We start from the raw sequence: 20,876 nt of genomic DNA, 5'->3' as shown, positions 1-20,876 counted from the left end.
CGCAATCACTTTATACGAAAAAACACTATTCCCCCTTGGGGCTTTATGCGATATCGCAGGGTGTTTTCTCTTTTGTAATTACGTTTGACACATCAAGCGCAAAAATAGCACAATCTCATAACTCTGGGATTGATTTCGCCCCGTTGGGGCTTTGTTATATTTATACGTTGCTCACAATTTGACGAAAATTACAAAAGCAGTAAACTGAATTAATTATATTTCCGAAATACGGAAACTTTGCATATCTTTGTTGAATGAGAATTATTGAGACATCGACTAAGAAGAAATATTCGGTAGAGATTCTACCTGTTGAGTCCGATGATTATAAGAACATAAAAAAGGATAGATACTTCTTTAATTGGAAAACTGAGAAAGAGGAGGAAGTTTACAAATTACGAATTATTGGGTCGAACGACATCTTAGGTCTTGTTTCAATTGAAAGAATTCCTCAAGAGTGGAGATTACATATTAGACTTCTTTCAGTTTCAAAAGAGAACAAGGGGAAAGAAAAAGAATTTGATAATATCACGGGCAACCTGATTGCGCACATTGCGAAAATTGCTGTTAGAGAATACGGAGAACTTGCGTGTGTATCTCTGAAACCAAAAATTCAAATAGCTAAACATTATATCGAAAAGTACAATATGAATGTAACAGGTGTAACATTGAGTATTGAAGTACCAGAGATAATTGATTTGATAAATAAGTATGATAAAGACTAAAAATTCAAATATTATGATAGTAGATACTGAATACGGTGTAGATTCAAGATATACATCGAAAAACGAACAAGAGAATCAGGCTACAGCACTAATGGAGGCACGTTTGAAGAGAATGAAAAATCTATCGAACGAGCAGATTGTGAAGGCAAAACTCATGCAGTTGAAACTAAAAATGGAAGAGTATCTTAAAAAACCTGTTTACGATAAACAAAACTATTTTTCTGAGTTCTTAAAATTATATATTGATTCGATTTATAGCAAGAGAAGTAATTTTGCACAAGATATTGATATTGCGCCGGTAAGTTTAAGCCAAGTGATAAATAAGCACAGGGAGCCGAAAGAGGAATTCTTAATGAAATTGATGATTCATTCTGAGAAGGCATATAAAAATGTATGCGAATTTCATAAAAAGACTTGGTATCAAGTTTATTACCACGAAAAGATTTGCGAAACAATGTCAAATCAAGAGAAATGGAGACCAGAAATTGAGAAGAAAGTAAAATTAAGTGCCGCTATATGATAAAAAAATGTGAGTTATGTCCCGGGGCTACACCCGGCGCTGATGGATTACGCCCCCTTGAGGCTTATGCAATATCGCATGTTATTCCCTCTTATACAATTACGTTTGATACATCAACTCCAAAGTAACTAAATCTCATAACCTATGGCAGAAAACCACTCCCCTACCTATATAAATGCTTAAACTCAGGTGCATATAATCTCGACAACCCTTCACGGTTATTAATTGCTTTGCCAACAACTATTAAAGTTGTGAGGGTTAGTTTGTTTTGTGCTACAGTAGCAGCCAGATTAATTAATTCGCAATGCCATATCTTTTCATCTTTCCATGTAAGTTTATGGCAGATAGCTACCGGTGTGTTAGCCGGATAGTGCTCTAGCAATTGTTGTTGCACTTTTTCGGCAAGGGTGGCGCTCAAAAATATGCATAGCGTACTTTGCGACTGAGCCAGTTTATTTAATTGCTCTCGTTCGGGCACGGGAGTTCGTCCTTCTCCTCGCGTAAGAATAATGGTTTGCGTTTCGTCGGGGATTGTAAACTGCGACTTAAGCGCAGCGGCGGCAGCCTGGAAGGATGAAACCCCCGGAGTTATGCGGTATGGTATTTTATGCTTATCAAGTTCGGCCATTTGCTCTTGTATGGCACCATAAATGCAAGGGTCGCCGGTATGCAGACGTGCCACAAGCAGGCCACGGTCGGTGAATGATTTCATCAGCTCTATTTGATGAGGCAAATCCATGGCAGCAGAACTTCTAACAGTGCATCCCGGTTTTGCATAATGGGTAAGCTCAATGGGAACCAGACTGCCTGCATATAATATTAAATCTGCTGTTTGCAGTATCATTTTACCTCTAACGGTGATAAACAGAGGGTCGCCCGGACCGGCTCCCACAATCTCTATAAAACCCTTACGTTCTCTATCGTTACAAATCGATAAAGAAATGGTTGCAAACTTATCGTTAACTTTTAAGGTATGTTTTGTAATTACAGGAAAATTGTTGCCGAGTTTAAAAGCCGCAGCCTCTGATACCGAAGGAGTTCCTGTAACGTCGTTTACAAAATCTGATGGTGAATTACTATCGTAACAGGCAAGTTCCTCAGCAGAAAAAATGGTTAGTTTGGTACCAAATGAATCTGCCAAATAATTAAGCGCCATTTCATCCTTCTTAAGTTCAACAGTACCTACCGATGCTACTGACAATGGTGAAAAACCACTCTCTTTTAAAAAGCTGTCAACACTATTTTTCAGCACCTCAGAGTTTATATCTTTTTGACATCCCATCCCCAGATGCAGCATCTTTGGGCGATAATAAATAACTTTATCACCCAATGGTCGCAGATAGGGTGTTACTGCGATTATAACCTCAAATTTGTTAACATCAACATCCTTATAATCGAAAAAACAAGTAACATGCTCAGGTAAGCTCTCCTCCAAAAATAAAGTTCCATTGTCACGAGCCTCGAGTAACAACGCCGTGGACTGCTCGTTAACAAAAGCAGCCATTAACTTAGTAAGGGAAGAGCGCGATTCCATTTTCCAGCCGTAACGCTGCGAAAACATGTCAAGCGACCATAACGAAGTTGTATCGCTAACGGTTGTAATAACTGGTATTGCACCAAGCAGAGCGGCAATTTCATTGGCAAGTTGATTTGCTCCTCCTCGGTGACCTCCTGTTACCGGCTGCACATAGTGGCCATTAACATCAACATTTATAATAGCCGGGTCGGTAATCTTATTCTTTAGAAATGGTGCAATTTGCCTCACGCATATACCTAAAGCCCCTATAAAAACTATTGCATTTCGCGAGTTAAACAGCTCACCAACATTTACCTCTTTCGACGAAAAGCAATCAGCCTTTAACCCGTAAGAACATAAACGAAGAGCCAGGTCGCTACCGGCATTTGAAAATGATATGATGGCAATTTTACTTTGCATTGGTTAAGCTTTTTGAGCGGTTAGTATATTTATGGTGTTATGATTATCGACAGTGATTTCTGTTATATTTAAACATTCGTAGTTGTTTAACTCAACCCATTCGACAAACTGAGACTTACTCTCTTCAGATACAGCATTAAATGCCAGCACACCATTTTTTTTCAGATAAATGTTACAATGATTCAGAACGCCATGCATATTACCTCCATAGCCTCCAACAAAAATGGCATCTGGTTGAGTAAGGTTTTCGTGTGAGTTGGCAGAAAAATCGCCTTGCACCAAAGTAATTCCCGGAGTGCCAAACTTTCGGCAGTTGGCAGGGATTATCTTAGCGCTTTCGGGTCTTTTTTCAAATGCGGTAACCTCCAAATGGGGTGCTTGCAGCCTGGCTTCAATGGCCACGCTTCCGGTACAGCTACCCACATCCCAAAACACTTCACGGCGGTGCAATTCCATCAAAGCCAGCGTGGTTATGCGAATGGGCATTTTAGTCATCATTTTTGGTCGTCCCGGCAAAATATTAAATAAGTTATCGGGAATCCCTTTAAGCCTTTTTGCACTTGATATTTTCTCAATTAAAATGCAATTGGGATGATTAAACTCTTTATCAATGATTTCGGAAACTGTTGCAGTGGATATTTTTTCGTTGACACCGCCAAGGCGTTCACCTACGTGCATAGTGTAGTTTATATATCCATATTCGCACATTCGTTGTGCTATTGCGGATGGAGTTTTAGTTTTATCGGTTAAAACAGCCATGTGAGTTTCTCCGTTAATAAGAAATTGGTCGAAAAGATGCCAGCTACGCCCTGTTAGCGACAACGTGCGATAAAGACCGTAGTTAACCTGAAGTTTATTTGCCAACAATTGCAGCGAGTTTGCAACCGGAAAAGATTCTATTTGGGCATCGGGTAATTGTCTTTTTATGGTATTGCCAATTCCAAAAAAGAGTGGGTCGCCCGAGGCAAAAACAATTACATTTTGTGAACAATTTTCAAGCTGAGATAAAAAATCATCTAGTGGCACACTAACCATTAGCCATTTTGCATTACCTGGCAGCAAATGCGAAACCAGATTATAATGTCTGGAAGCACCTGCAAAGATGGTACCTTCAGATATTACCTCCTTTATTTGATTGGAGAATTCGGGCTTATTGTCGCTAATGCCAATTAATGTTATGTGCATGAATGAATAATGTTAGTTATTACGCCCCGTTGGGGCTTTGATTTGCATTACTTGTACTATCTCGGGGCGTTACCCCGGGTTAATGGATATCGCCCCGTTGGGGCTTTATGAAGCCCTGCTTAAAGCGTAAAGTGATAACTTCAATAAATGCTAAACGCAACTTACATACCCTCTCCGGGGTTCATGTTTTCGGCTTCATCCCAGCTTAAAATTGCGTTAATTATTGTGGCCGCAAGATTGCTTCCTCCACGTCCACCTTTAATAATCACTTGCGGAACATCGGGTAAACCATACTTAAGCATGTGTTTACTTTCTTTCACGTTTACAAAACCTACCGGTACGCCAATCACACCTGTTGGGCTTGCATATCCTTTCCTACTCAAGCGAATAAGCTCCATTAGTCCGGTAGGAGCATTGCCAAACACAAAAATGGCATCGGGGTGCTCTTTAATAGCCACATGAACAGCCGCCTGTGCTCGGGTAATATTCTTTTCATTTGCCAGAGCCAAAGTTTCTTCATGATTAATATAGCACTTAACCGTTAAGCCAAGCTTATCAATCATACCTTTGCGAATACCTTCGGCACCCATGTTTGAATCGGTGATAATGGCAGGAGCTTTACTGCTTTTCAATTTGTTGTGCAAAACATCCACACTATCCGGTTTAACATCAATTAAAGATGATATTGAAAAATCGGCAGTGGTATGAATACAATATAGAGCCACCCACAAATGTTCAGGTGAAAGGTTGGACACATCGCCCATTTCATCCAAAATTTGATGAAAACTACGATGCATTATTTGTCGTCCGGGTTTAATGTCGGTTTTCTCCACTCCATATTTGTTGCTGTAACCGCGGGGAGTGATTAGCTTTCCGTTAAACGATTGCGTTTGCGAATTACCAATAATAACCATCGACAGCATATCTATTGACGAAGCATCCAACAGCTCCAACGTAGTAACATAAGCCTCCTCTTCGGGTCGTCCAACCTGACGTGCTATGCCAACCGGTGTTTGAGGATTGCGATGTTGCAGAAAAATCTCTCTCAGGCGCATTAACTGCCAGTATCGGTCGTTACTCACCGGATTATAAACAGCAGTTACAAAATCGCCCTTGGCCGCGGCTTCAATACGGTTTTCGATGGTTTCCCACGGTGTTAGCAAATCGGACATAGAAATGGCGCAAAAATCGTGTCCCAGCGGCGCCCCCAAAAGAGCAGCCGCAGCAAACATGCTGCTTATGCCCGGAATAACCTCCAGTTCAACCGGCGAGTTGTTGTTCATCTTCATTTCCCACAATAGAGAAGCCATGCCGTAAACCCCGGCATCGCCACTGCTTATTACAGCTACAGTTTTCCCCTCTTCGGCCAGCCGAAATGCCTCTTCAGCCCGGTTGGTTTCCTGCTTCATGCCCGAAGAGAAAGTCTCTTTACCCTCGGTTAATGGCGTAATCAGTTGCAGATACATCTTGTATCCTACAAAAGCATCGCATCGATTTAATGCATGAAATGCCTGCGGAGTTAAATATTGGAGGTCGCCAGGGCCAATGCCGGTTATGAATATTTTATTAGTCACACTATTAAGTTTTATTGGAACACGCAATGATTCTAAAGAAGCTAAGAAGCTGTTTAAATTTATATTAAATCTGTTTTAAAGATTATTAGTCCCGATGAATCGGGATTAGACCGATAGACAAGATTAAACAGAAAATCAGAAACATCTAATCGTCTTTCTCAACTATTCTATCTGTCTAAAATCTAACACTCTTCTTATCTATTGCATATATTACAAACTAAATTTAAACAGTTACTAAACACTTTTCGACGTAAAAATCACCAAAGAGAAATATGGTATTTCCCGATTTTCTAATTCTGAAGCGTTGGAGGTTGTGAATTGTTCCGACGTGCCGGCCTTTTCAATATAAAAGAACGGCCTATTGCAGTTTTTAAGAAATAGAACCCAATCATCTTTAAGAATGCTCATTTTCATTACAACCACGGTGCTGTGCTCTTCTATAGCTCGTTCTACTTGCGAAAACGAATCAGGCCGTGCAATAACAGTAATATCTTCCTGCTCTTCAACCAATGGTATTTGTCCTATTGATGCCGAATGAATAAATGCGGGGATACCGGGGATTAGTTCACATTCAATAGAATCGGCCTTAGCCAAAGGAAGCAGATAACCAAAAGTGCTGTAAAAGAGCAAATCGCCTTCGCTAACCACTGCCACTTTTAACCCCTTCAATGCATCTGTCCTGATGGCCTTATATGCAAAATCATAATATTCAATACGCCGTTTTGATTTCATAGGAAAAAGCATCGGCTTGAGATGCGCTTTGAGATGATAGTTTTCTAGAATTTTTAACGAATAGCTGGTTAATTTACCCTCATTTTTGCTGGTGGCCGGATAATAAACCACATCTGCCTGCTGCAAAGCTTTTAGACCTTTTACAGTAATTAACTCCGCATCGCCCGGGCCCAATCCAACGCCAGTTATGGGAAAAATCTGTTGATTTGACTCAATACTCATTTTATTGTCTTAATTGATAAAACATTTAGTAACTCACTCATTTTGTGCTTCTCACCGCAATAAAGATGCATGTATGAAGCCAAACAATTCTTATTTCTATAAATAGGCATTTCAACCTCAGGACCTCGTGCATTTTTCATTATAAAACTTGTTGTTTCAGGAGTTATAGTAAGATTACTGTAATGAAATTCGTGACCAGAAAATGAAACTCCATTAATCTCAACACTTCTGTATCCAAGCGTTAGTTTTGCATTGTTCATTGAAGCAACATGCTCAAAAACTCCGGTCATCTTATACTCTATGCCATTGTTATGCAAAAACTCTCCGAGATAAATAAAGCCACCACATTCGGCAATTAAGGCCTTATTATTTTTAACATGATTGCGAATAGATGCGTGCATGCTCCTCAGCAGCCATTTGGCAATCGAGGTTATATGATGGCCGACCCGTTACTTCTCGATGATACATGGGGTCAATAAAATCGGGTCCGCATTTAAAAGGTTGCACAAGATGTCCTTTTGTTTTCAATGCATGCATTAGCCCAAGAGCTATGGTTGTTTTGCCTGACCCCGATGAAGGAGCAGCAAGAAGAAAAGCATGTTTTATATTCAGCATAAGCTATAACTGTATCTTCTCCACCCATACATCTACCACCTCATCGATTAAACCTAACGCTGTCCGATTTATCTTCACTTCAAAGCTGTCCGATTCCAACACTGATTTCCAGCTGCCTTCTTTTTCGCCGGCCATATCATTTATTACATGGTCTCCGGCACTGGTGAGCAGTGGCATCAACCAGACCCGTTTATAGCCTTTCCTTTTCAATTGAGGTATTACATCCTCAATGGCCGGAAATGCTTCAATGGTTCCCACGAAAATAGAAGAATCAATATGCCTGATGTACTCCTGCAAACCCGCATAGCAGATATTGGCCGAATGCTTTGTTCCATGGCCCATTAAAACAAGCGCCTCATCGTCAGGCTTAAATGTTTTGGAAAATCTGTGCAGAGCCTCGGAAACTCTTACATAGTCATCATGTTCTGTTAATAAGGGATTCCCTACAGCAACTTGTTTTAGCCCTTTTGGCAAGCCGTTTACGCCTCTTACAATATGCAAGAGGTCATGAAATTCGTAGCCCGGAATAACATGCAACGATTGAACAAACACGCAGGTAAAACCATCATCGGCCATTTTGGTGAGAGCCGCCGCGGGAGACAATATATCCTGACCTCGTTCTATCAGTTTCTTTCGCACAATGGTTGATGTGTATGCCCTTCGGACTTCTAATTCGGGATATACGGCCTGCACCCGCTGATGAATGAAATCATACGCTGTGTGCGCATCAATTACTGAAGTTCCAAAAGCTACCAGCAATATTCCTGTTTTTTCCTTTTGTTTTGTCATACCTCAAATTTTATATCACAGAACAACTTTCATTTGTCCATGTTTCAATTCTGTTATTAAATACCCATATATGTCGCCAATTCTCAAATGTCGGGAAAGGCATCTATAAATTCAGGGTTTTACCACTCATTATATACTTCATATTTCTATTGTTAGCGCGGCAACATAATTTCGTACAGTTGCATACAATAACGTAAGCACAATGTGAAGGTCAACAGATTTCTTCATCTGACCTTACATGACAATTGACTCCAAACAAATAATACCCGGTAATGCGTATAAACAAACAACAAAAAAAGGTAACAGAAAGATTACATTTTGTCTGAATACTCACTTCAAATCCCGGAAGTAGTTAATTCGAATGGGTCTGATTACAGCAGGTCTTCTGACTTTCCCGGCTTTTAACGCCTTCCCTACGGACATTTCCGAAAGTGGCTTGTAGTGTTAAAAGCTTTTATGCAAAGCATAACGGGATTACAGCAGCGGGTACTGTTGCCGATTCTCACGGCATTCCCTTGCAAACTGTTTTGGATCAAAACAGCTTTACCATAATCAATAAACAAAGATAAGAGATTTTTTCATTCAGCTTTATCATAATGCAATTGTTGATACAAGAAAACGCAAAAAAGTCAGCTGCTCTTTAAAAAAAGAAAGCAGCTGACTCAAGGTAAAAAAAAGAAACAAGCCATGAAACCAGCTATAAAACAGAAAAATGAAATGTTGAGAAGTTCATGAAATGTTTTTGCGGCGAATCAGTTCAGCGCTAAATCCTGCTCTACCAATGTGCTGTTTTTAATTAAACAGGGTTTCCTTTTTAAGGATAGCAGGGTTTTCAATTCTAAAAACTCTGAGGGATTCAGGCAAAAGAACGCTTTTCGGGTGCCAATGTTAAGCAATAATTTGCGCCTGTTAAACGAATCTTTATTGAGGTGCAGATAATACTTATGGTCGATGGAACAAACATAACAATGCATCTGCTTCAGCTCTTCGTAACTGAGAGTGAGTAACAAATTTCCAAACTCCAGATGAAATAAATTGGCGCACGGGCAAAAAGTAACTTGTCCGTTGGATGACTTACAAATGAGTTTCATGTGAATGTCTTTTGTTAAGGTTGGTGGCTCTGAATTATGCACGTGGTGCATAATTCAATCTATTGGTTTGATCGTTATTTAGATTCTTTCTATGCAAAGTAAAAATTAATACTCCTCATCATCAATCGCATATAGTTGGTATTTTTCTTACTTTTAATTTATCAACAAAAGTCTTCAATCCAGCTTAACAGCACAATTCCAAGCCATTACGAACATCCCCATTTATGGGAGTATTGTAAATTCAATTCGTTTTGTACAGTCATTTACTTTTCAGTATCTTTACGGTTCAGAAACATGGAGTATTAGAATATCTGCTCCTACTTCCTGAAAAAATCAAAATAGAAAAATTCTACACTATGAAGATTGATAATTTACGCGGCTCCATTGTCGCTATTGTAACACCTTTTAAAGAAAACGGTGACATTGATTTTGAAACCTACGATTCGCTCATAGAGTGGCATATTGAACAGGGAACCGATGGCCTTGTAGTTTGCGGCACCACAGGAGAAACTCCTGCTCTTTCGGAAGATGAAGATGCCATGATGATTGAGCGCACTGTAAAAAAAGTCAATGGTCGCATACCTGTTATCGCGGGAACAGGAAGCAACTCCACTAAAGATTGTATTAAATATTCAACCACTGCGAAAAAAGCTGGTGTAGATGCTCTTCTTGTAGTTGCTCCATATTACAACAAACCATCTGACAAAGGGATGTATCAACACTTTTCGGGTGTTGCAAAAGCAGTTGACTTGCCAATTATTTTATACAACGTTCCCGGACGAACAGGCAGTTGTATTTCAGCAAAACTGGCCATCCGCCTGGCTAATGACCATAAAAACATTGTAGCTGTAAAAGAGGCCGGTGGTAGCATGAGCGTATTCGCCGAATTACTGGCCAACCGTCCGGAAGGATTCAAAGTTTATAGTGGTGATGATTTTCTGGCTACCTCTGCAAACCTTTTGGGTGCCGATGGTTGTATTTCGGTTATAGCCAACCTGATTCCTAAAGATTTTCATGAACTAATGGTTTCATCATTGGATGGAGATGTGAGAAAATCGAAAAGCTTATTCTTCAAATACAAGGCTTTAATGGAGCATATGTTTGCTGAATCAAATCCATTGCCTGTAAAAACAGCTTTAGCGCTGATGGGAAAAGTGAATGAAACATTCAGGTTGCCTCTTTGCACCATGGAGGATGACACCAGAAAAGCGCTGGAAAATGAACTAAAAACACTTGGACTGATTTAAATCTCTTTGAGATTTAAACTACGCATATTGAAAAAGAGCCTATGTGGCTCTTTTTTCAACTCTCACAAAACCTAAAACCATGGAAACACTTCAAACACTCAACTCCCACCGCTCCATCAGAAAATACAAAAATCTGAAAGTTGAACAGAATCTTCTCAACACCATACTCGAAGCCGGATGCCGTGCATCAACCACCGGCAACATGCAGGTGTACAGCATCGTGGTAACCACCAACGAAGGGATAAAAGAAAAATTGGCTCCGGCTCATTTCAATCAGCCGGGAGTTGTTCAGGCTCCTGTAATTTTAACATTCTGCGCAGATTTTAACCGGTTTAACAAATGGTGCAAACTGAGTAAAGCAGAACCGGGATACGACAATTTTCTCTCGTTCATGACAGCGGCCATTGATGCCTTACTGGTGGCGCAAAATGTATGTGTGGCTGCTGAAGACAAGGGGCTTGGAATTTGCTATTATGGAACCACCACCTACAATGCTCAAAAAATAATAGATACGCTGAATCTGCCAAAAGGAGTCGTTCCCATTACCACCGTCACACTGGGGTATGCTGATGAGCAACCCGATCTCACCGATCGTCTTCCGCTTGAAGCTGTAGTACATCAAGATACCTACAAAGATTATTCTCCTGATGATATTGACCGCATTTACAAAGAAAAAGAGAGCAGTCCTCTGTATCAACAGTTTGTAAAAGAGAATAACAAAGAAACCCTGGCACAGGTATTTACAGATGTTCGCTATAAAAAGGCAGATAATGAACACTTTTCCAATGAGCTGATGAAGGTGCTTAAAAATCAGGGATTTTTATAAGATGTTACCGGCATTAAATTTCGAAAAACCTGGGAGATTTTTCGAAAAGAATTCATAAAATAGTTGTAAACGCCAAAAGATTCTCAGTAAATTAGATTTCGCATAATTTACATATACTCACAGTTGTGGCCGACAAAAAAATAGCGGTAATCGGACTGGGACAGTTGGGTTCCGCAATTGCTAAAAAACTGGCAAAAAGAGGAATAGAGGTTTTAGCAATAGATAGAAACGAACACTTCATCGACGAGATTGCTGACAGCGTGGCTGTCGCCGTTGCACTTGATGCCACAGAGAAAAAAGCCTTGCTCTCGGTTGACATACAATCTTTTGATGCTGTGGTTGTTGCCATTGGCGAAGATTTTGAACAATTGCTGCTCACAACCACCTTGTTGATGGATTTAGGAGTAAAAAGAATCATGGCCAGAGCTCGTGGCAAAAACCAGCAACTCATCCTTCAAAAAATTGGAATAAATGAAGTTTTCCTTCCTGAGGAAGAAGTTGGAATCAACGTGGCTGAACACCTGATAAACCCTTCCATTGTCTCTTTTCTGGACCTGCCTGAAAATTTCTGTATCATGGAAATTCATGCACCGGAAGGAATCATCGGGCAAAGTCTTGCAGAAATTAAAATGCGAAGGCTTCATTCCATCAATCTGGTAACCACCATGAAATCACGCAAAAACTCTCACAAAACAATCTCAGGTATCCCCACAGGAGATACCATTATTGAAAAAGAAGATGTTCTTGTTCTTTTTGGCAAAAGAACAAACATTGAGCGGTTTATTGAAACTAATCAGCGATGAATTTCATGCGCTTCCGAGAAAATGCAACCCTTTTCATCTACGATAACAGGGAGATTGCAGGACTTATAATTAACAGGTTAGCTTTGTTTTTCTGCCTGTTTGGGGCAGTTCTGCTGATTTATTATCATGGGTATTCGCACTCGTTTGAAAAAAACATCATGTTGATGTGGATTTTTAGACGTACTCTCGATTTCTTTATCATTTCATTTATATTCAAGCTATTTTTATCACTCTCTTACAAGAAAACAATCCGAAAAAAGATTAGTCAGTTTCTGGTTGTATCATTTCTATTTCTTGAACTCATTTACTATTGGATTTCAGGCTCCAATCTGATATTAGATTGGTTTGTTTTTCTCGACATGAAGGATTATTTCTCTCTCCTCCAGTTTTTTTTCATCATTCTCATTTTCAGCACTCTTAAAGACACTTCGGTCCGTTTGCGAGCCATTCCTTTAAATCCGGCAGCGTTGCTAGCCTTTTCATTTTTAAGCTTAATAATCATTGGGACGATTCTTTTGCATCTTCCGGAAATGACAACAGAAGGCTCCATTTCATGGATCGATGCATTATTTACTTCAACCAGTGCCGCATGTGTTACAGGACTTACCGTTGTTGATACAGGAACGTACTTTTCCTTTAAAGGACAAGTGGTTATATTAGGTCTTGTTTTCGCTGGAGGCTTAAATATGCTAACCATTGCCACCTTTATTGGCAGTTTGTACCATAAAGCCGGGAGCTTACACGCTGCAGGTGTTATTAAGGGATTTCTGGACACCGACCAGACGGCCAACCTACAGGCAATTTTAAGAAATGTAGTAATATACGCCTGTATCATACAGTTTGCAGGGATATGGTTGGTTTATTTCTCATGGGGTCATGAAGTACAATTCGCAAATTTCACCGATAAGTTTTACTACTCATTGTTTCATGCCATGTCAGCATTCAATAATGCCGGCTTTTCTTTATTTCCTGAGAATCTATATCAGGAAGGCATTCAGCATCAATACCCTTTACATATGGCCATTGCAGTTCTGATTGTAATCGGAGGTTTGGGTTTTTTGGTATTACAGGACATTTTCGCACGTAAAAACAGGCTGGACAGAAAAAAGCACCCATGGAAAAAACTACTGGTAAATACACGACTCGTGCTATATGTAACAGCCACATTAATCTTATCAGGTGCCATCCTATTCTTTCTTCTGGAATATAATAACACCCTAAAGGAATATTCGCTCACCGGAAAAATAGTAACCTCCCTGTTTCAATCCATCACCACCCGAACCGCTGGATTTAACACGTTAGAAACCAATTTACTCTCGTCACCAACAATATTTCTATTCATGTTCCTGATGTTTATTGGTGCCTCCCCCGGCTCAACGGGAGGAGGAGTTAAAACCACCACATTTGCTGTAGCTCTTAAATCGGCATGGGCCAACCTCAGAGGCAAAGAGCATGTGGAGTTTTTCAACCGGAACATTTCATGGGTATATGTCAATAAAACCTATACCGTACTTTTCACTGCTGTTTCATTAATCGTTTTGTTCACCTTTCTTCTGTTAATTGCCGAACCTCAATATAATTTTAAAGTCGTTTTCTTCGAGCTAGTTTCTGCATTCGGAACCGTGGGACTCTCCTTGGGCATTACTCCAGAACTAACAACAACGGGAAAAACCATCTTAGTTTTTGCCATGTTCATTGGTCGCATTGGTTCGTTAACATTAGGTCTGGCGCTTACCCGGCGGGTAATTTATACCAAATACCGATATCCAAACGCGCGGTTGATGATTGGATAAGCTTTTCTAAAATAATGCTCAGGGTACGCAACCTTTAAACTTTCTGACATCTTAGTTTCAAGAAACCTGATTAATTCATTAATTATGAAAACGACCATAGCATTATCATTCATTGCATTGTTGCTTACAGGTGCATCCTGCGAGAAAAGCGAAAACGAGCCAACTCCCATCAGGGACAAAGTTGAATTCACCACCAAATCTCTTCAGGTTATAGAAGAGGGAGAAGCCTTTGGGTGGAATATATTCAGGAAACTCAACGAAATGGCCGAACCGGGTGAGAATGTAGTCATTTCTCCCTTGAGTATTAATCAGGCTTTTGGAATGGCCATTAATGGTGCTACAGGCGAAAATCTGGTTGAAATGCTGGATGTTCTTGGTTACCAAACATCAACTGAACTCAACGGAGCTTTTAAAAATCTGCGTGAAGCGCTGGAAACCGCCGACCCAAAAGTTGAGTTGGGCATAGCAAATTCAGCCTGGTACAGAAACAACTATTCCATTAAGGATGATTTTTTCCAAAGTTTAAAGGATTACTACAACGCTGAAGTAACAGGATTGGATTTTAACAATGTATCCAATTCTCTTAATGTGATTAACAATTGGGTAAAGAATAAAACAAAAGGAAAAATACCCACCATCGTTGAAGATATTTCACCCGACCACATCCTGTTTCTCATCAATGCGGTTTATTTTAATGGCGAATGGGCATCCCGGTTCGACAAAAAACAGACTGCCAATGCACCTTTTTATCTTTCAAATGGAGAAACTGTTTCGGTAAAGATGATGCATCAAAAAGAGGATTTTGAAATTTTCCATCAGGAAAATTTCAGCGGCATTAAATTGCCTTATGGGAACGAGGCCTATTACATGGCCATATTGTTACCAAATGAAGGAGTTACAGCAAATGATGTTGTTTCAGGATTGAATAAACAAACAGCAGAAATTTTCAGAAATAATTACGGAAAAATGGAAGTGAAAGTTTTCCTTCCGCGATTTAAAACCGAATGTGAATTCGGTTTAATTCCAGCCTTGCAAGCATTGGGTATGGAACGTGCTTTTTCTGATGCAACCGGCTTTCACAACATTGCTATCGACGATATCATCATCAGTGATGTAATACACAAAACGTTTATAGAAGTGGATGAAAGAGGAACCGAAGCAGCAGCTGCCACCAGTATTGGATTTATAACAACCAGCATGCCTCCGGCAACTCCTGAATTCAGAGTTGACCGTCCGTTTGTGTTTACCATTAACGAAAAATCCAGTGGAGCAGTTCTTTTTGCCGGAAAAATAGAGAACCCGCTAAAATAACAGTAAACTACCGTCTTCACAATGATAACGGTTATTGAAAAAAAATGAGACTGTCTCAAAAGTCTATTAATAATAGTCAACACCTAGAATCTATAAATCAGCCTTGTTTCCACCTCTCCAAACCTCCCCCAAGTGGAAGGCTTAAAGTTTCCCTCGGGGGATTTAGGGGTGAATTATAAATGTGGAATTTAATGATTTGAAAGACAAGGATAATTAAAATTTACTTTTTAGATAACCCAATTCTGGGACAAATTCATTCTTATCAAATCTATCAGCTATCAGAATCAATCACAGCTATAATTCACAGGTAAGGGTTTGCATTTCGGAAGATCTAAAATAGGCAATCACCTCCTTTAAATGTGCCGCCTGGTTAGCAAGTTCTTCAGCACTTGAAGAGAGCTCCTCACTTGAAGCAGCATTTTCCTGCGAAATATCATTGAACTGAGCCATTACTTCGTTCACCTGCGCCACACCTGAGCTTTGCTCAACGCTTGCTGCACTTATTTCCTGAACCAGCTGTGTGGTTTCCAGTATTTTTGGAATGGCCTGACCCATTAAGCCACCGGCACCCTGTGCCAGTTCCAGGCTCAGGTTACTCTTTTCTACAATCTCTACTGCTGCCAATTTACTTCTTTCAGCCAGTTTCCGGACTTCTGCCGCCACAACAGCAAAACCACGGCCATTTTCTCCGGCGCGAGCCGCTTCCACAGCTGCGTTCAGAGCCAATATATTGGTTTGAAATGCAATGTCATTGATAATGGTGATGCGCTCTGCTATATCGGCACTGGCGTCCATGGCTTTTTTTGCTCGTTCAGCCACTTCAGAAATCAACTTGCTTGCATCTGACGAAACCTTCTCTGTATTTTTGGCATTGTAGGAGTTCTGGTCAATATTAGAGGATATTTCCTCCATGGTTGAAGAGACCTCTTCAACCGAGGAAGCCTGTTCATTGGCCGTCTGAGAAAGCTGTTCGGAAGAACTGCTTAATTGATGGCTGGCGGATAAAAGCGAAGTAGAGTAACCATCAATTTTTAAAATAATCTCTTTTAATTTATCCACCAAAATAGCAATGGAATTATTCATCTCCCCCAATTCATCGCTTCTGTCGGTTTTCTCAATTTCCACATCCAAATTCCCTGATGTTAAAGAAACTATCTGACCAATGGCTTTATCCAAAGGTTTACGGATGGTTTTATTGATATTGGCAAACACCAAAAACCCCAAAATCACATTCACCGGTGTGACAAACATGGCCGCCGTGTCACTCAACATGTGCTTTACAGAAGAGATGTATCCTACATAAATAATAAACACCACCAACTTAAATCCCATGGAAAACATGATGGATTTTCCAAACAACCAACGCAACAAAAACCATGCAACAGGAATAACTGCTATACTTGTCAATCCCTCTTTTAAAAACTCATTCATATCCAAACAATTATTTCAATATTTATATAACGATTATAAACACAAACAGCGATCAGTGCAATAACTAATCGCTGTTTTTACGAATACAACTTCATCGCAGTTCCCCAATAAAAAGCAAAAACACTTAAAACATCTAAAATAATAGATATATAGAATTTTTAAATCATGAAATCTGGTTCTTAGTCCTCTTCATCAAATCATAAAAACAATGAGAATAGAGCACTTTTCACTATATTTGTATATACCTGAGCTTGCTAAACAACCAAAATTTATTGCCATGATTGTAAAAATTTACCCGGAAAATCCCAGTCCACGTGAAATTCAAAAAGTAGTGGAAGTTTTAAGAGGTGGAGGCCTTGTTATTTACCCAACCGATACGGTGTATGGATTGGGATGCGATATAAACAACGCCAAGGCTGTTGAGCAAATAGCAAGGATAAAGGGGCTAAATCTGAAAAAAGATCATCTCTCATTTATTTGTCACGACATGAGCCACCTCTCAGTATACACCAAAGCACTGGATACCAACATATTTAAAGCACTCAAAAAGAATCTGCCGGGCCCTTTCACTTTTATTCTTCCCGCCAACAACAATGTGCCGAAACTTTTTAAAAACAACAAGAAAACCATAGGTTTTCGAATTCCAAATAATCCAATCATTCTGGAAATCGTAAAAGAGCTTGGAAATCCGGTTTTAAGCACTTCCATTCGCGATGAAGATGAAATTCTGGAATACACCACCGATCCGGAGTTGATTCATGAAAAATATGCCAATTTGGTAGACATTGTCGTTGATGGCGGATATGGAGATAATGAAGCATCCACAATTGTGGATTGTACCACCTTCCCTTTTGAAATCATTCGCCAGGGGAAAGGTGAATTGCAGGAGTAATCACTTCTTTATCAAATAAACGATTACGATATGTCGCAGCCGTTAACCACGGCTGCCAGAAAGTCAATTTATAAAAAAAAACTTCTAATTATTGCATGAACTTTTGCTTATACCATTGCACCTGTTTCTCAAGACCTTCCCGTAATGTGGTGGATGGCTTATAGCTCAAAATATCCTTTGCCAACTGAATGTTGGCATGAGTTCGAAGTTGGTCGCCACTGCGAGGCGACATTTTCTTGATCAGAATCTTTTGATGCAGAATTTTTTCAACCGTTTCAATCCCTTCTGCGGTAGACCTCTCCTCTTCGCTTCCAAGGTTGATGATTTTACCGTTTACCTGCTTCATATTTTCAATGGCAGCAACCATTCCATCCACAATATCACCCACATAAGTAAAACTTCTCAGGTGTGTTTCACTGCCTTCAAAAAGAGTAAAATCTTTTTTATTCAATCCAGAATCGATCAGTCGGGTAAAAAGTTTATCGGGACGTTCCCGGGGTCCATAAACAGAGTACAATCTTAAGGAGCAGGCATTGAGTTTTCCAAGCCGGTATTGAGTCATTACAAGCTGTTCGGCCGCTAGTTTTGTGACCCCATACCATGAAACGGGCTCAGTAGCCTCATGTTCCTGCCGGGTGGCTACCGATCCATAAACCGATGAGGTTGATATATTTACAAACATCTCAAGTTTTTCCATTTCCAATGCAAAATCCAGAAGATTTTGCGTTGCCACAACATTGTTGCTAAGGTAATCCTCAAAAGTAACGGTTGGAGATATTCCGGGCTGTGCTGCCGAATGGAAAACACAGTCGAAATCACGTGGCATTTTTTTAAAATCATCAGGAACCCGCAAGTCCCCTTCAATGATTGAGATACCGGAAGATTCGAGATCGTTTTGATTTAATCTTTTTAATGAAATGGGGTAGTAATCCGAAAAATTATCAATCCCCACTACTTCATGACCATGGGAAAGAAGTCTTTCGGCCAGATGAGATCCAATGAATCCTGCAATACCTGTAACCAGAATTTTCACAAGTTGTTTCGATTATATTCTGCTATCTAAATTATAAAGAGATTTTTATCCGAATAAATTTGCGACTATAAACAATAACAAAGAAGTTTTGCGTTAGAAAATGATTTATCAAAAACCATATTGAAAACAAAATTATAATTAATATTCCAAAACCTCACGAATAAATTAAATTGTTTTCATAATTATTCAATAATGTGGAAATACTCTACATACTGTTGCCCGGATCAACAGATCCAATAACTCAAAACCATCACATATCAACCTGACTACATGACATTTAAATACTAATGAAAATTCTGGCACAATTCTTCCAATAACGTTCATCACACACACAAATATCAAATTAAGTTTAACTAAAAAATTATTCGTCATGAAAAAATTTAAAGCTTCATTACTTGTAGGATTACTTAGTTTATTTGCTGTATCTGTTTTTGCTGCACCAGCAGTTACCATGCAGGACACCGACAAAAGTATAGTATCTGTTGAAGTTACTGAACTTCCTGATGCAGTGCAAGAAACACTTGCCAGCGAAAAAGCTGACTGGACAGTTACCAAAGCCGTACTTGTTTCAAAAGACGGTAAGAGTTATTACAAAATCACCCTTTCCAAAGACGGTGAGACAAAAGAGGTTAAAGTGACTCCCGAAGGAGAATTAAAGCATAAATAACCTTTAATCTTAACTCTTTCATAATATACCTGTGATACCTGAGATAGTAAGGGGGCTTCGAACGTAGAGGTCCCCTTTCTTATTATTTTATTTTGGGTTCCAACTTGAAACCTCAATTTTTTATATCTTTATTCCATAATTTGAAATTATGGAAAACATTCTCATTGTCGAAGACGATATTGCTTTTGCCAAAATGCTTGAAACCTTTTTAACAAAAAAAGGTTACATAATCACACATACATCCTCCATAAAGAACTCCACACAATTACTAAACAACCAGCGTTTTGATCTTTGTTTGCTGGATTACAGACTACCCGATGGATCTGCTCTTGATTTTCTTCAGACACGTCGCGATTTGAAAGCAACTTTTCCGGTAATTATTATGACCGCGTTTAGCGATGTGCGAACTGTAGTAAAATCGATGAAAATGGGTGCCGCAGAATACATCACCAAACCGGTAAATCCGGAAGAACTGATGATGGTATTAAAACTAGTATCTGAACAGGAAAAGACACCCTCGCAAACCAAAGAGAAAAAATCCAAAACGACTCAGTTCGTGCAAGGCAAAAGTCACCATGCTCAAAAGCTTCAGGAGTTTATAGACTTGGTAGCTCCAACCGACATCTCCGTGATTATTCAGGGAGAAAGTGGTACTGGAAAAGAATATGTAGCCCGCAAAATCCACCAACAGAGCCGACGCGCAAAAAAGCCTTTTATACCCATCGATTGTGGCGTTCTCTCAAAAGATTTGGCTGCCGGAGAACTGTTTGGTTACGTAAAAGGAGCTTTTACCGGTGCCCTGATAAACAGAACGGGGCAGTTTGAAAAAGCTTCAGGTGGCACCCTGTTTTTGGATGAGATCGGGAATCTTTCCTACGATGTACAAGTGAAACTTTTAAGAGCGCTACAGGAAAAAACCATCCAGCCATTAGGCAGTGACGCTCTGGTGGAAGTGGATATCCGTATCATTGTGGCGACAAACGAAAGCCTGATCACTCTGGTAAAAAATGGAGTTTTCAGAGAAGACTTGTACCATAGGTTGAATGAGTTTAAAATAGATGTTCCTCCATTAAGAGAAAGGGTTGATGACATGGAGCTTTTCATTGGCCATTTTATTGAGGAAGCGAATAAAGATCTTCAGCGGGACGTGAGATCTCTTGCAGAGGAAGCCATGCAAGTATTTAGAGAATATGAATGGCCGGGCAACCTCAGGGAACTTCGAAACACCATTCGAAGAATGGTGTTGTTAACGCAGGAAAAAATAGCAGAAGCAGACAAGCTTCCTTCAGAAATGTTGTCGCACATCCGTGTTGCATCATCTACCCCTTCAGGATCAAATTTAAAAGCCATACAGGCGGAAACGGAAAAAGAACACATCATAAAAGTGTTGGAGTCGGTGCAGGGTAATAAATCGAAAGCTGCACGTATTTTAAACATCGATAGAAAAACCCTATACAATAAGCTTGAAAGATATGACTTAACCTGAG

At 39.7% G+C, this 20,876-nt stretch carries 21 protein-coding genes and 1 riboswitch; of the genes, 11 read left to right on the top strand and 10 right to left on the bottom strand.

Going from position 1 to position 20,876, the window contains the following annotated elements; translation table 11 throughout:
• Nucleotides 1-254 precede the first annotated feature (254 nt).
• From B5X70_RS09255 to B5X70_RS18510, 3 genes are read left to right on the top strand one after another with little or no spacing between them, the layout of a single operon-like run.
• Nucleotides 255-722, top strand: a complete 468-nt coding sequence (locus tag B5X70_RS09255) for an N-acetyltransferase (protein WP_079557626.1) — start codon at nt 255-257, stop codon at nt 720-722.
• A gap of 13 nt (nt 723-735) precedes the next feature.
• Complete coding sequence (locus B5X70_RS09250) at nt 736-1,242, top strand: hypothetical protein (protein WP_198314222.1); 507 nt, start codon at nt 736-738, stop codon at nt 1,240-1,242.
• Nucleotides 1,239-1,370 (top strand): hypothetical protein, encoded by a 132-nt coding sequence (locus tag B5X70_RS18510; protein WP_262481303.1) that lies wholly within the window; start codon nt 1,239-1,241, stop codon nt 1,368-1,370. Before B5X70_RS09250 ends, B5X70_RS18510 begins: the two co-directional genes overlap by 4 nt.
• Nucleotides 1,371-1,405: 35 nt before the next feature.
• Here B5X70_RS18510 and cobM read toward each other — a convergent pair whose 3' ends face one another.
• The 8 genes from cobM to B5X70_RS09210 all read right to left on the bottom strand — a co-directional run bounded on the left by cobM (nt 1,406) and on the right by B5X70_RS09210 (nt 9,386).
• Nucleotides 1,406-3,178 carry a precorrin-4 C(11)-methyltransferase gene (cobM, locus tag B5X70_RS09245; RefSeq protein WP_079557624.1) on the bottom strand — a complete coding sequence of 591 codons (1,773 nt, stop codon included), beginning with the start codon at nt 3,176-3,178 and terminating at the stop codon, nt 1,406-1,408.
• Between the two features lie 3 nt (nt 3,179-3,181).
• Nucleotides 3,182-4,363: a precorrin-6y C5,15-methyltransferase (decarboxylating) subunit CbiE gene (gene cbiE, locus B5X70_RS09240; RefSeq protein WP_079557623.1), complete on the bottom strand. Its 1,182-nt coding sequence runs from the start codon at nt 4,361-4,363 to the stop codon at nt 3,182-3,184.
• A gap of 161 nt (nt 4,364-4,524) precedes the next feature.
• Complete coding sequence (gene cobJ, locus B5X70_RS09235) at nt 4,525-5,937, bottom strand: precorrin-3B C(17)-methyltransferase (protein WP_079557622.1); 1,413 nt, start codon at nt 5,935-5,937, stop codon at nt 4,525-4,527.
• 234 nt (nt 5,938-6,171) lie between these two features.
• On the bottom strand, nt 6,172-6,891 hold the full coding sequence (gene cobI, locus B5X70_RS09230) for a precorrin-2 C(20)-methyltransferase (RefSeq protein WP_079557621.1): 720 nt from the start codon (nt 6,889-6,891) through the stop codon (nt 6,172-6,174).
• On the bottom strand, nt 6,888-7,292 hold the full coding sequence (locus B5X70_RS09225) for a hypothetical protein (protein WP_079557620.1): 405 nt from the start codon (nt 7,290-7,292) through the stop codon (nt 6,888-6,890). Before B5X70_RS09225 ends, cobI begins: the two co-directional genes overlap by 4 nt.
• Nucleotides 7,264-7,506 carry a nucleotide-binding protein gene (locus B5X70_RS09220; protein WP_088328541.1) on the bottom strand — a complete coding sequence of 81 codons (243 nt, stop codon included), beginning with the start codon at nt 7,504-7,506 and terminating at the stop codon, nt 7,264-7,266. The genes B5X70_RS09225 and B5X70_RS09220 overlap by 29 nt, the downstream gene beginning before the upstream one ends.
• A gap of 3 nt (nt 7,507-7,509) precedes the next feature.
• Nucleotides 7,510-8,295 carry a sirohydrochlorin cobaltochelatase gene (locus tag B5X70_RS09215; RefSeq protein WP_079557619.1) on the bottom strand — a complete coding sequence of 262 codons (786 nt, stop codon included), beginning with the start codon at nt 8,293-8,295 and terminating at the stop codon, nt 7,510-7,512.
• Nucleotides 8,296-8,653: 358 nt separating this feature from the next.
• Nucleotides 8,654-8,861, bottom strand: a riboswitch (cobalamin riboswitch).
• Nucleotides 8,862-9,047: 186 nt separating this feature from the next.
• The gene (locus B5X70_RS09210) at nt 9,048-9,386 is read right to left on the bottom strand and encodes a DUF6686 family protein (RefSeq protein ID WP_143255057.1); all 339 of its coding nucleotides are present in this window, start codon (nt 9,384-9,386) and stop codon (nt 9,048-9,050) included.
• Nucleotides 9,387-9,742: 356 nt separating this feature from the next.
• On the opposite strand from B5X70_RS09210, the gene dapA reads away from it, so the two are divergent.
• The 5 genes from dapA (at nt 9,743) to B5X70_RS09185 (ending at nt 15,366) form a co-directional block, all read left to right on the top strand.
• Entirely contained in the window at nt 9,743-10,633 is an 891-nt protein-coding gene (dapA, locus tag B5X70_RS09205; RefSeq protein ID WP_079557617.1) for a 4-hydroxy-tetrahydrodipicolinate synthase, read from the top strand.
• A 79-nt stretch (nt 10,634-10,712) separates the two neighbouring features.
• Nucleotides 10,713-11,459, top strand: coding sequence for a nitroreductase family protein (locus tag B5X70_RS09200; RefSeq protein ID WP_079557616.1), 747 nt, complete (start codon nt 10,713-10,715; stop codon nt 11,457-11,459).
• 125 nt (nt 11,460-11,584) lie between these two features.
• Nucleotides 11,585-12,262 (top strand): potassium channel family protein, encoded by a 678-nt coding sequence (locus B5X70_RS09195; protein ID WP_079557615.1) that lies wholly within the window; start codon nt 11,585-11,587, stop codon nt 12,260-12,262.
• 5 nt (nt 12,263-12,267) lie between these two features.
• Nucleotides 12,268-14,055: a TrkH family potassium uptake protein gene (locus B5X70_RS09190; protein WP_232468388.1), complete on the top strand. Its 1,788-nt coding sequence runs from the start codon at nt 12,268-12,270 to the stop codon at nt 14,053-14,055.
• 84 nt (nt 14,056-14,139) lie between these two features.
• Nucleotides 14,140-15,366 carry a serpin family protein gene (locus B5X70_RS09185; RefSeq protein ID WP_079557613.1) on the top strand — a complete coding sequence of 409 codons (1,227 nt, stop codon included), beginning with the start codon at nt 14,140-14,142 and terminating at the stop codon, nt 15,364-15,366.
• Between the two features lie 294 nt (nt 15,367-15,660).
• On the opposite strand, the gene B5X70_RS09180 is transcribed toward B5X70_RS09185, so the two are convergent.
• Nucleotides 15,661-16,797 carry a methyl-accepting chemotaxis protein gene (locus tag B5X70_RS09180; RefSeq protein ID WP_079557612.1) on the bottom strand — a complete coding sequence of 379 codons (1,137 nt, stop codon included), beginning with the start codon at nt 16,795-16,797 and terminating at the stop codon, nt 15,661-15,663.
• A gap of 277 nt (nt 16,798-17,074) precedes the next feature.
• Between B5X70_RS09180 and B5X70_RS09175 the strand changes: the two genes are divergently transcribed.
• Nucleotides 17,075-17,689 carry an L-threonylcarbamoyladenylate synthase gene (locus B5X70_RS09175; RefSeq protein ID WP_198314223.1) on the top strand — a complete coding sequence of 205 codons (615 nt, stop codon included), beginning with the start codon at nt 17,075-17,077 and terminating at the stop codon, nt 17,687-17,689.
• An 88-nt stretch (nt 17,690-17,777) separates the two neighbouring features.
• Here the strand turns inward: B5X70_RS09175 and B5X70_RS09170 are convergent, their stop codons facing one another.
• On the bottom strand, nt 17,778-18,722 hold the full coding sequence (locus tag B5X70_RS09170; protein ID WP_079557611.1) for an NAD-dependent epimerase/dehydratase family protein: 945 nt from the start codon (nt 18,720-18,722) through the stop codon (nt 17,778-17,780).
• A gap of 370 nt (nt 18,723-19,092) precedes the next feature.
• Between B5X70_RS09170 and B5X70_RS09165 the strand changes: the two genes are divergently transcribed.
• Complete coding sequence (locus B5X70_RS09165; protein WP_079557610.1) at nt 19,093-19,389, top strand: hypothetical protein; 297 nt, start codon at nt 19,093-19,095, stop codon at nt 19,387-19,389.
• Between the two features lie 148 nt (nt 19,390-19,537).
• Nucleotides 19,538-20,875: a sigma-54-dependent transcriptional regulator gene (locus B5X70_RS09160; RefSeq protein WP_079557609.1), complete on the top strand. Its 1,338-nt coding sequence runs from the start codon at nt 19,538-19,540 to the stop codon at nt 20,873-20,875.
• Nucleotide 20,876: the final 1 nt, after the last annotated feature.

Source organism: Alkalitalea saponilacus (assembly GCF_900168165.1).
GTDB classification, from domain to species: Bacteria; Bacteroidota; Bacteroidia; order Bacteroidales; family Marinilabiliaceae; genus Natronoflexus; species Natronoflexus saponilacus.
This window is presented reverse-complemented; position numbering and strand designations above follow the sequence as displayed.

Coding starts and splice junctions, on each gene's coding strand:
- B5X70_RS18510 (WP_262481303.1), top strand. CDS start 1,239: ATGATAAAAAAATGTGAGTTATGTCCCGGGGCTACACCCGGCGCTGAT.
- B5X70_RS09210 (WP_143255057.1), bottom strand. CDS start 9,386: ATGAAACTCATTTGTAAGTCATCCAACGGACAAGTTACTTTTTGCCCG.
- B5X70_RS09180 (WP_079557612.1), bottom strand. CDS start 16,797: ATGAATGAGTTTTTAAAAGAGGGATTGACAAGTATAGCAGTTATTCCT.
- B5X70_RS09175 (WP_198314223.1), top strand. CDS start 17,075: ATGATTGTAAAAATTTACCCGGAAAATCCCAGTCCACGTGAAATTCAA.
- B5X70_RS09160 (WP_079557609.1), top strand. CDS start 19,538: ATGGAAAACATTCTCATTGTCGAAGACGATATTGCTTTTGCCAAAATG.
- B5X70_RS09225 (WP_079557620.1), bottom strand. CDS start 7,292: ATGCACGCATCTATTCGCAATCATGTTAAAAATAATAAGGCCTTAATT.
- cobI (WP_079557621.1), bottom strand. CDS start 6,891: ATGAGTATTGAGTCAAATCAACAGATTTTTCCCATAACTGGCGTTGGA.
- B5X70_RS09255 (WP_079557626.1), top strand. CDS start 255: ATGAGAATTATTGAGACATCGACTAAGAAGAAATATTCGGTAGAGATT.
- dapA (WP_079557617.1), top strand. CDS start 9,743: ATGAAGATTGATAATTTACGCGGCTCCATTGTCGCTATTGTAACACCT.
- B5X70_RS09165 (WP_079557610.1), top strand. CDS start 19,093: ATGAAAAAATTTAAAGCTTCATTACTTGTAGGATTACTTAGTTTATTT.
- B5X70_RS09200 (WP_079557616.1), top strand. CDS start 10,713: ATGGAAACACTTCAAACACTCAACTCCCACCGCTCCATCAGAAAATAC.
- B5X70_RS09190 (WP_232468388.1), top strand. CDS start 12,268: ATGCGCTTCCGAGAAAATGCAACCCTTTTCATCTACGATAACAGGGAG.
- cobM (WP_079557624.1), bottom strand. CDS start 3,178: ATGCAAAGTAAAATTGCCATCATATCATTTTCAAATGCCGGTAGCGAC.
- B5X70_RS09185 (WP_079557613.1), top strand. CDS start 14,140: ATGAAAACGACCATAGCATTATCATTCATTGCATTGTTGCTTACAGGT.
- B5X70_RS09220 (WP_088328541.1), bottom strand. CDS start 7,506: ATGCTGAATATAAAACATGCTTTTCTTCTTGCTGCTCCTTCATCGGGG.
- B5X70_RS09215 (WP_079557619.1), bottom strand. CDS start 8,295: ATGACAAAACAAAAGGAAAAAACAGGAATATTGCTGGTAGCTTTTGGA.
- B5X70_RS09250 (WP_198314222.1), top strand. CDS start 736: ATGATAGTAGATACTGAATACGGTGTAGATTCAAGATATACATCGAAA.
- cbiE (WP_079557623.1), bottom strand. CDS start 4,363: ATGCACATAACATTAATTGGCATTAGCGACAATAAGCCCGAATTCTCC.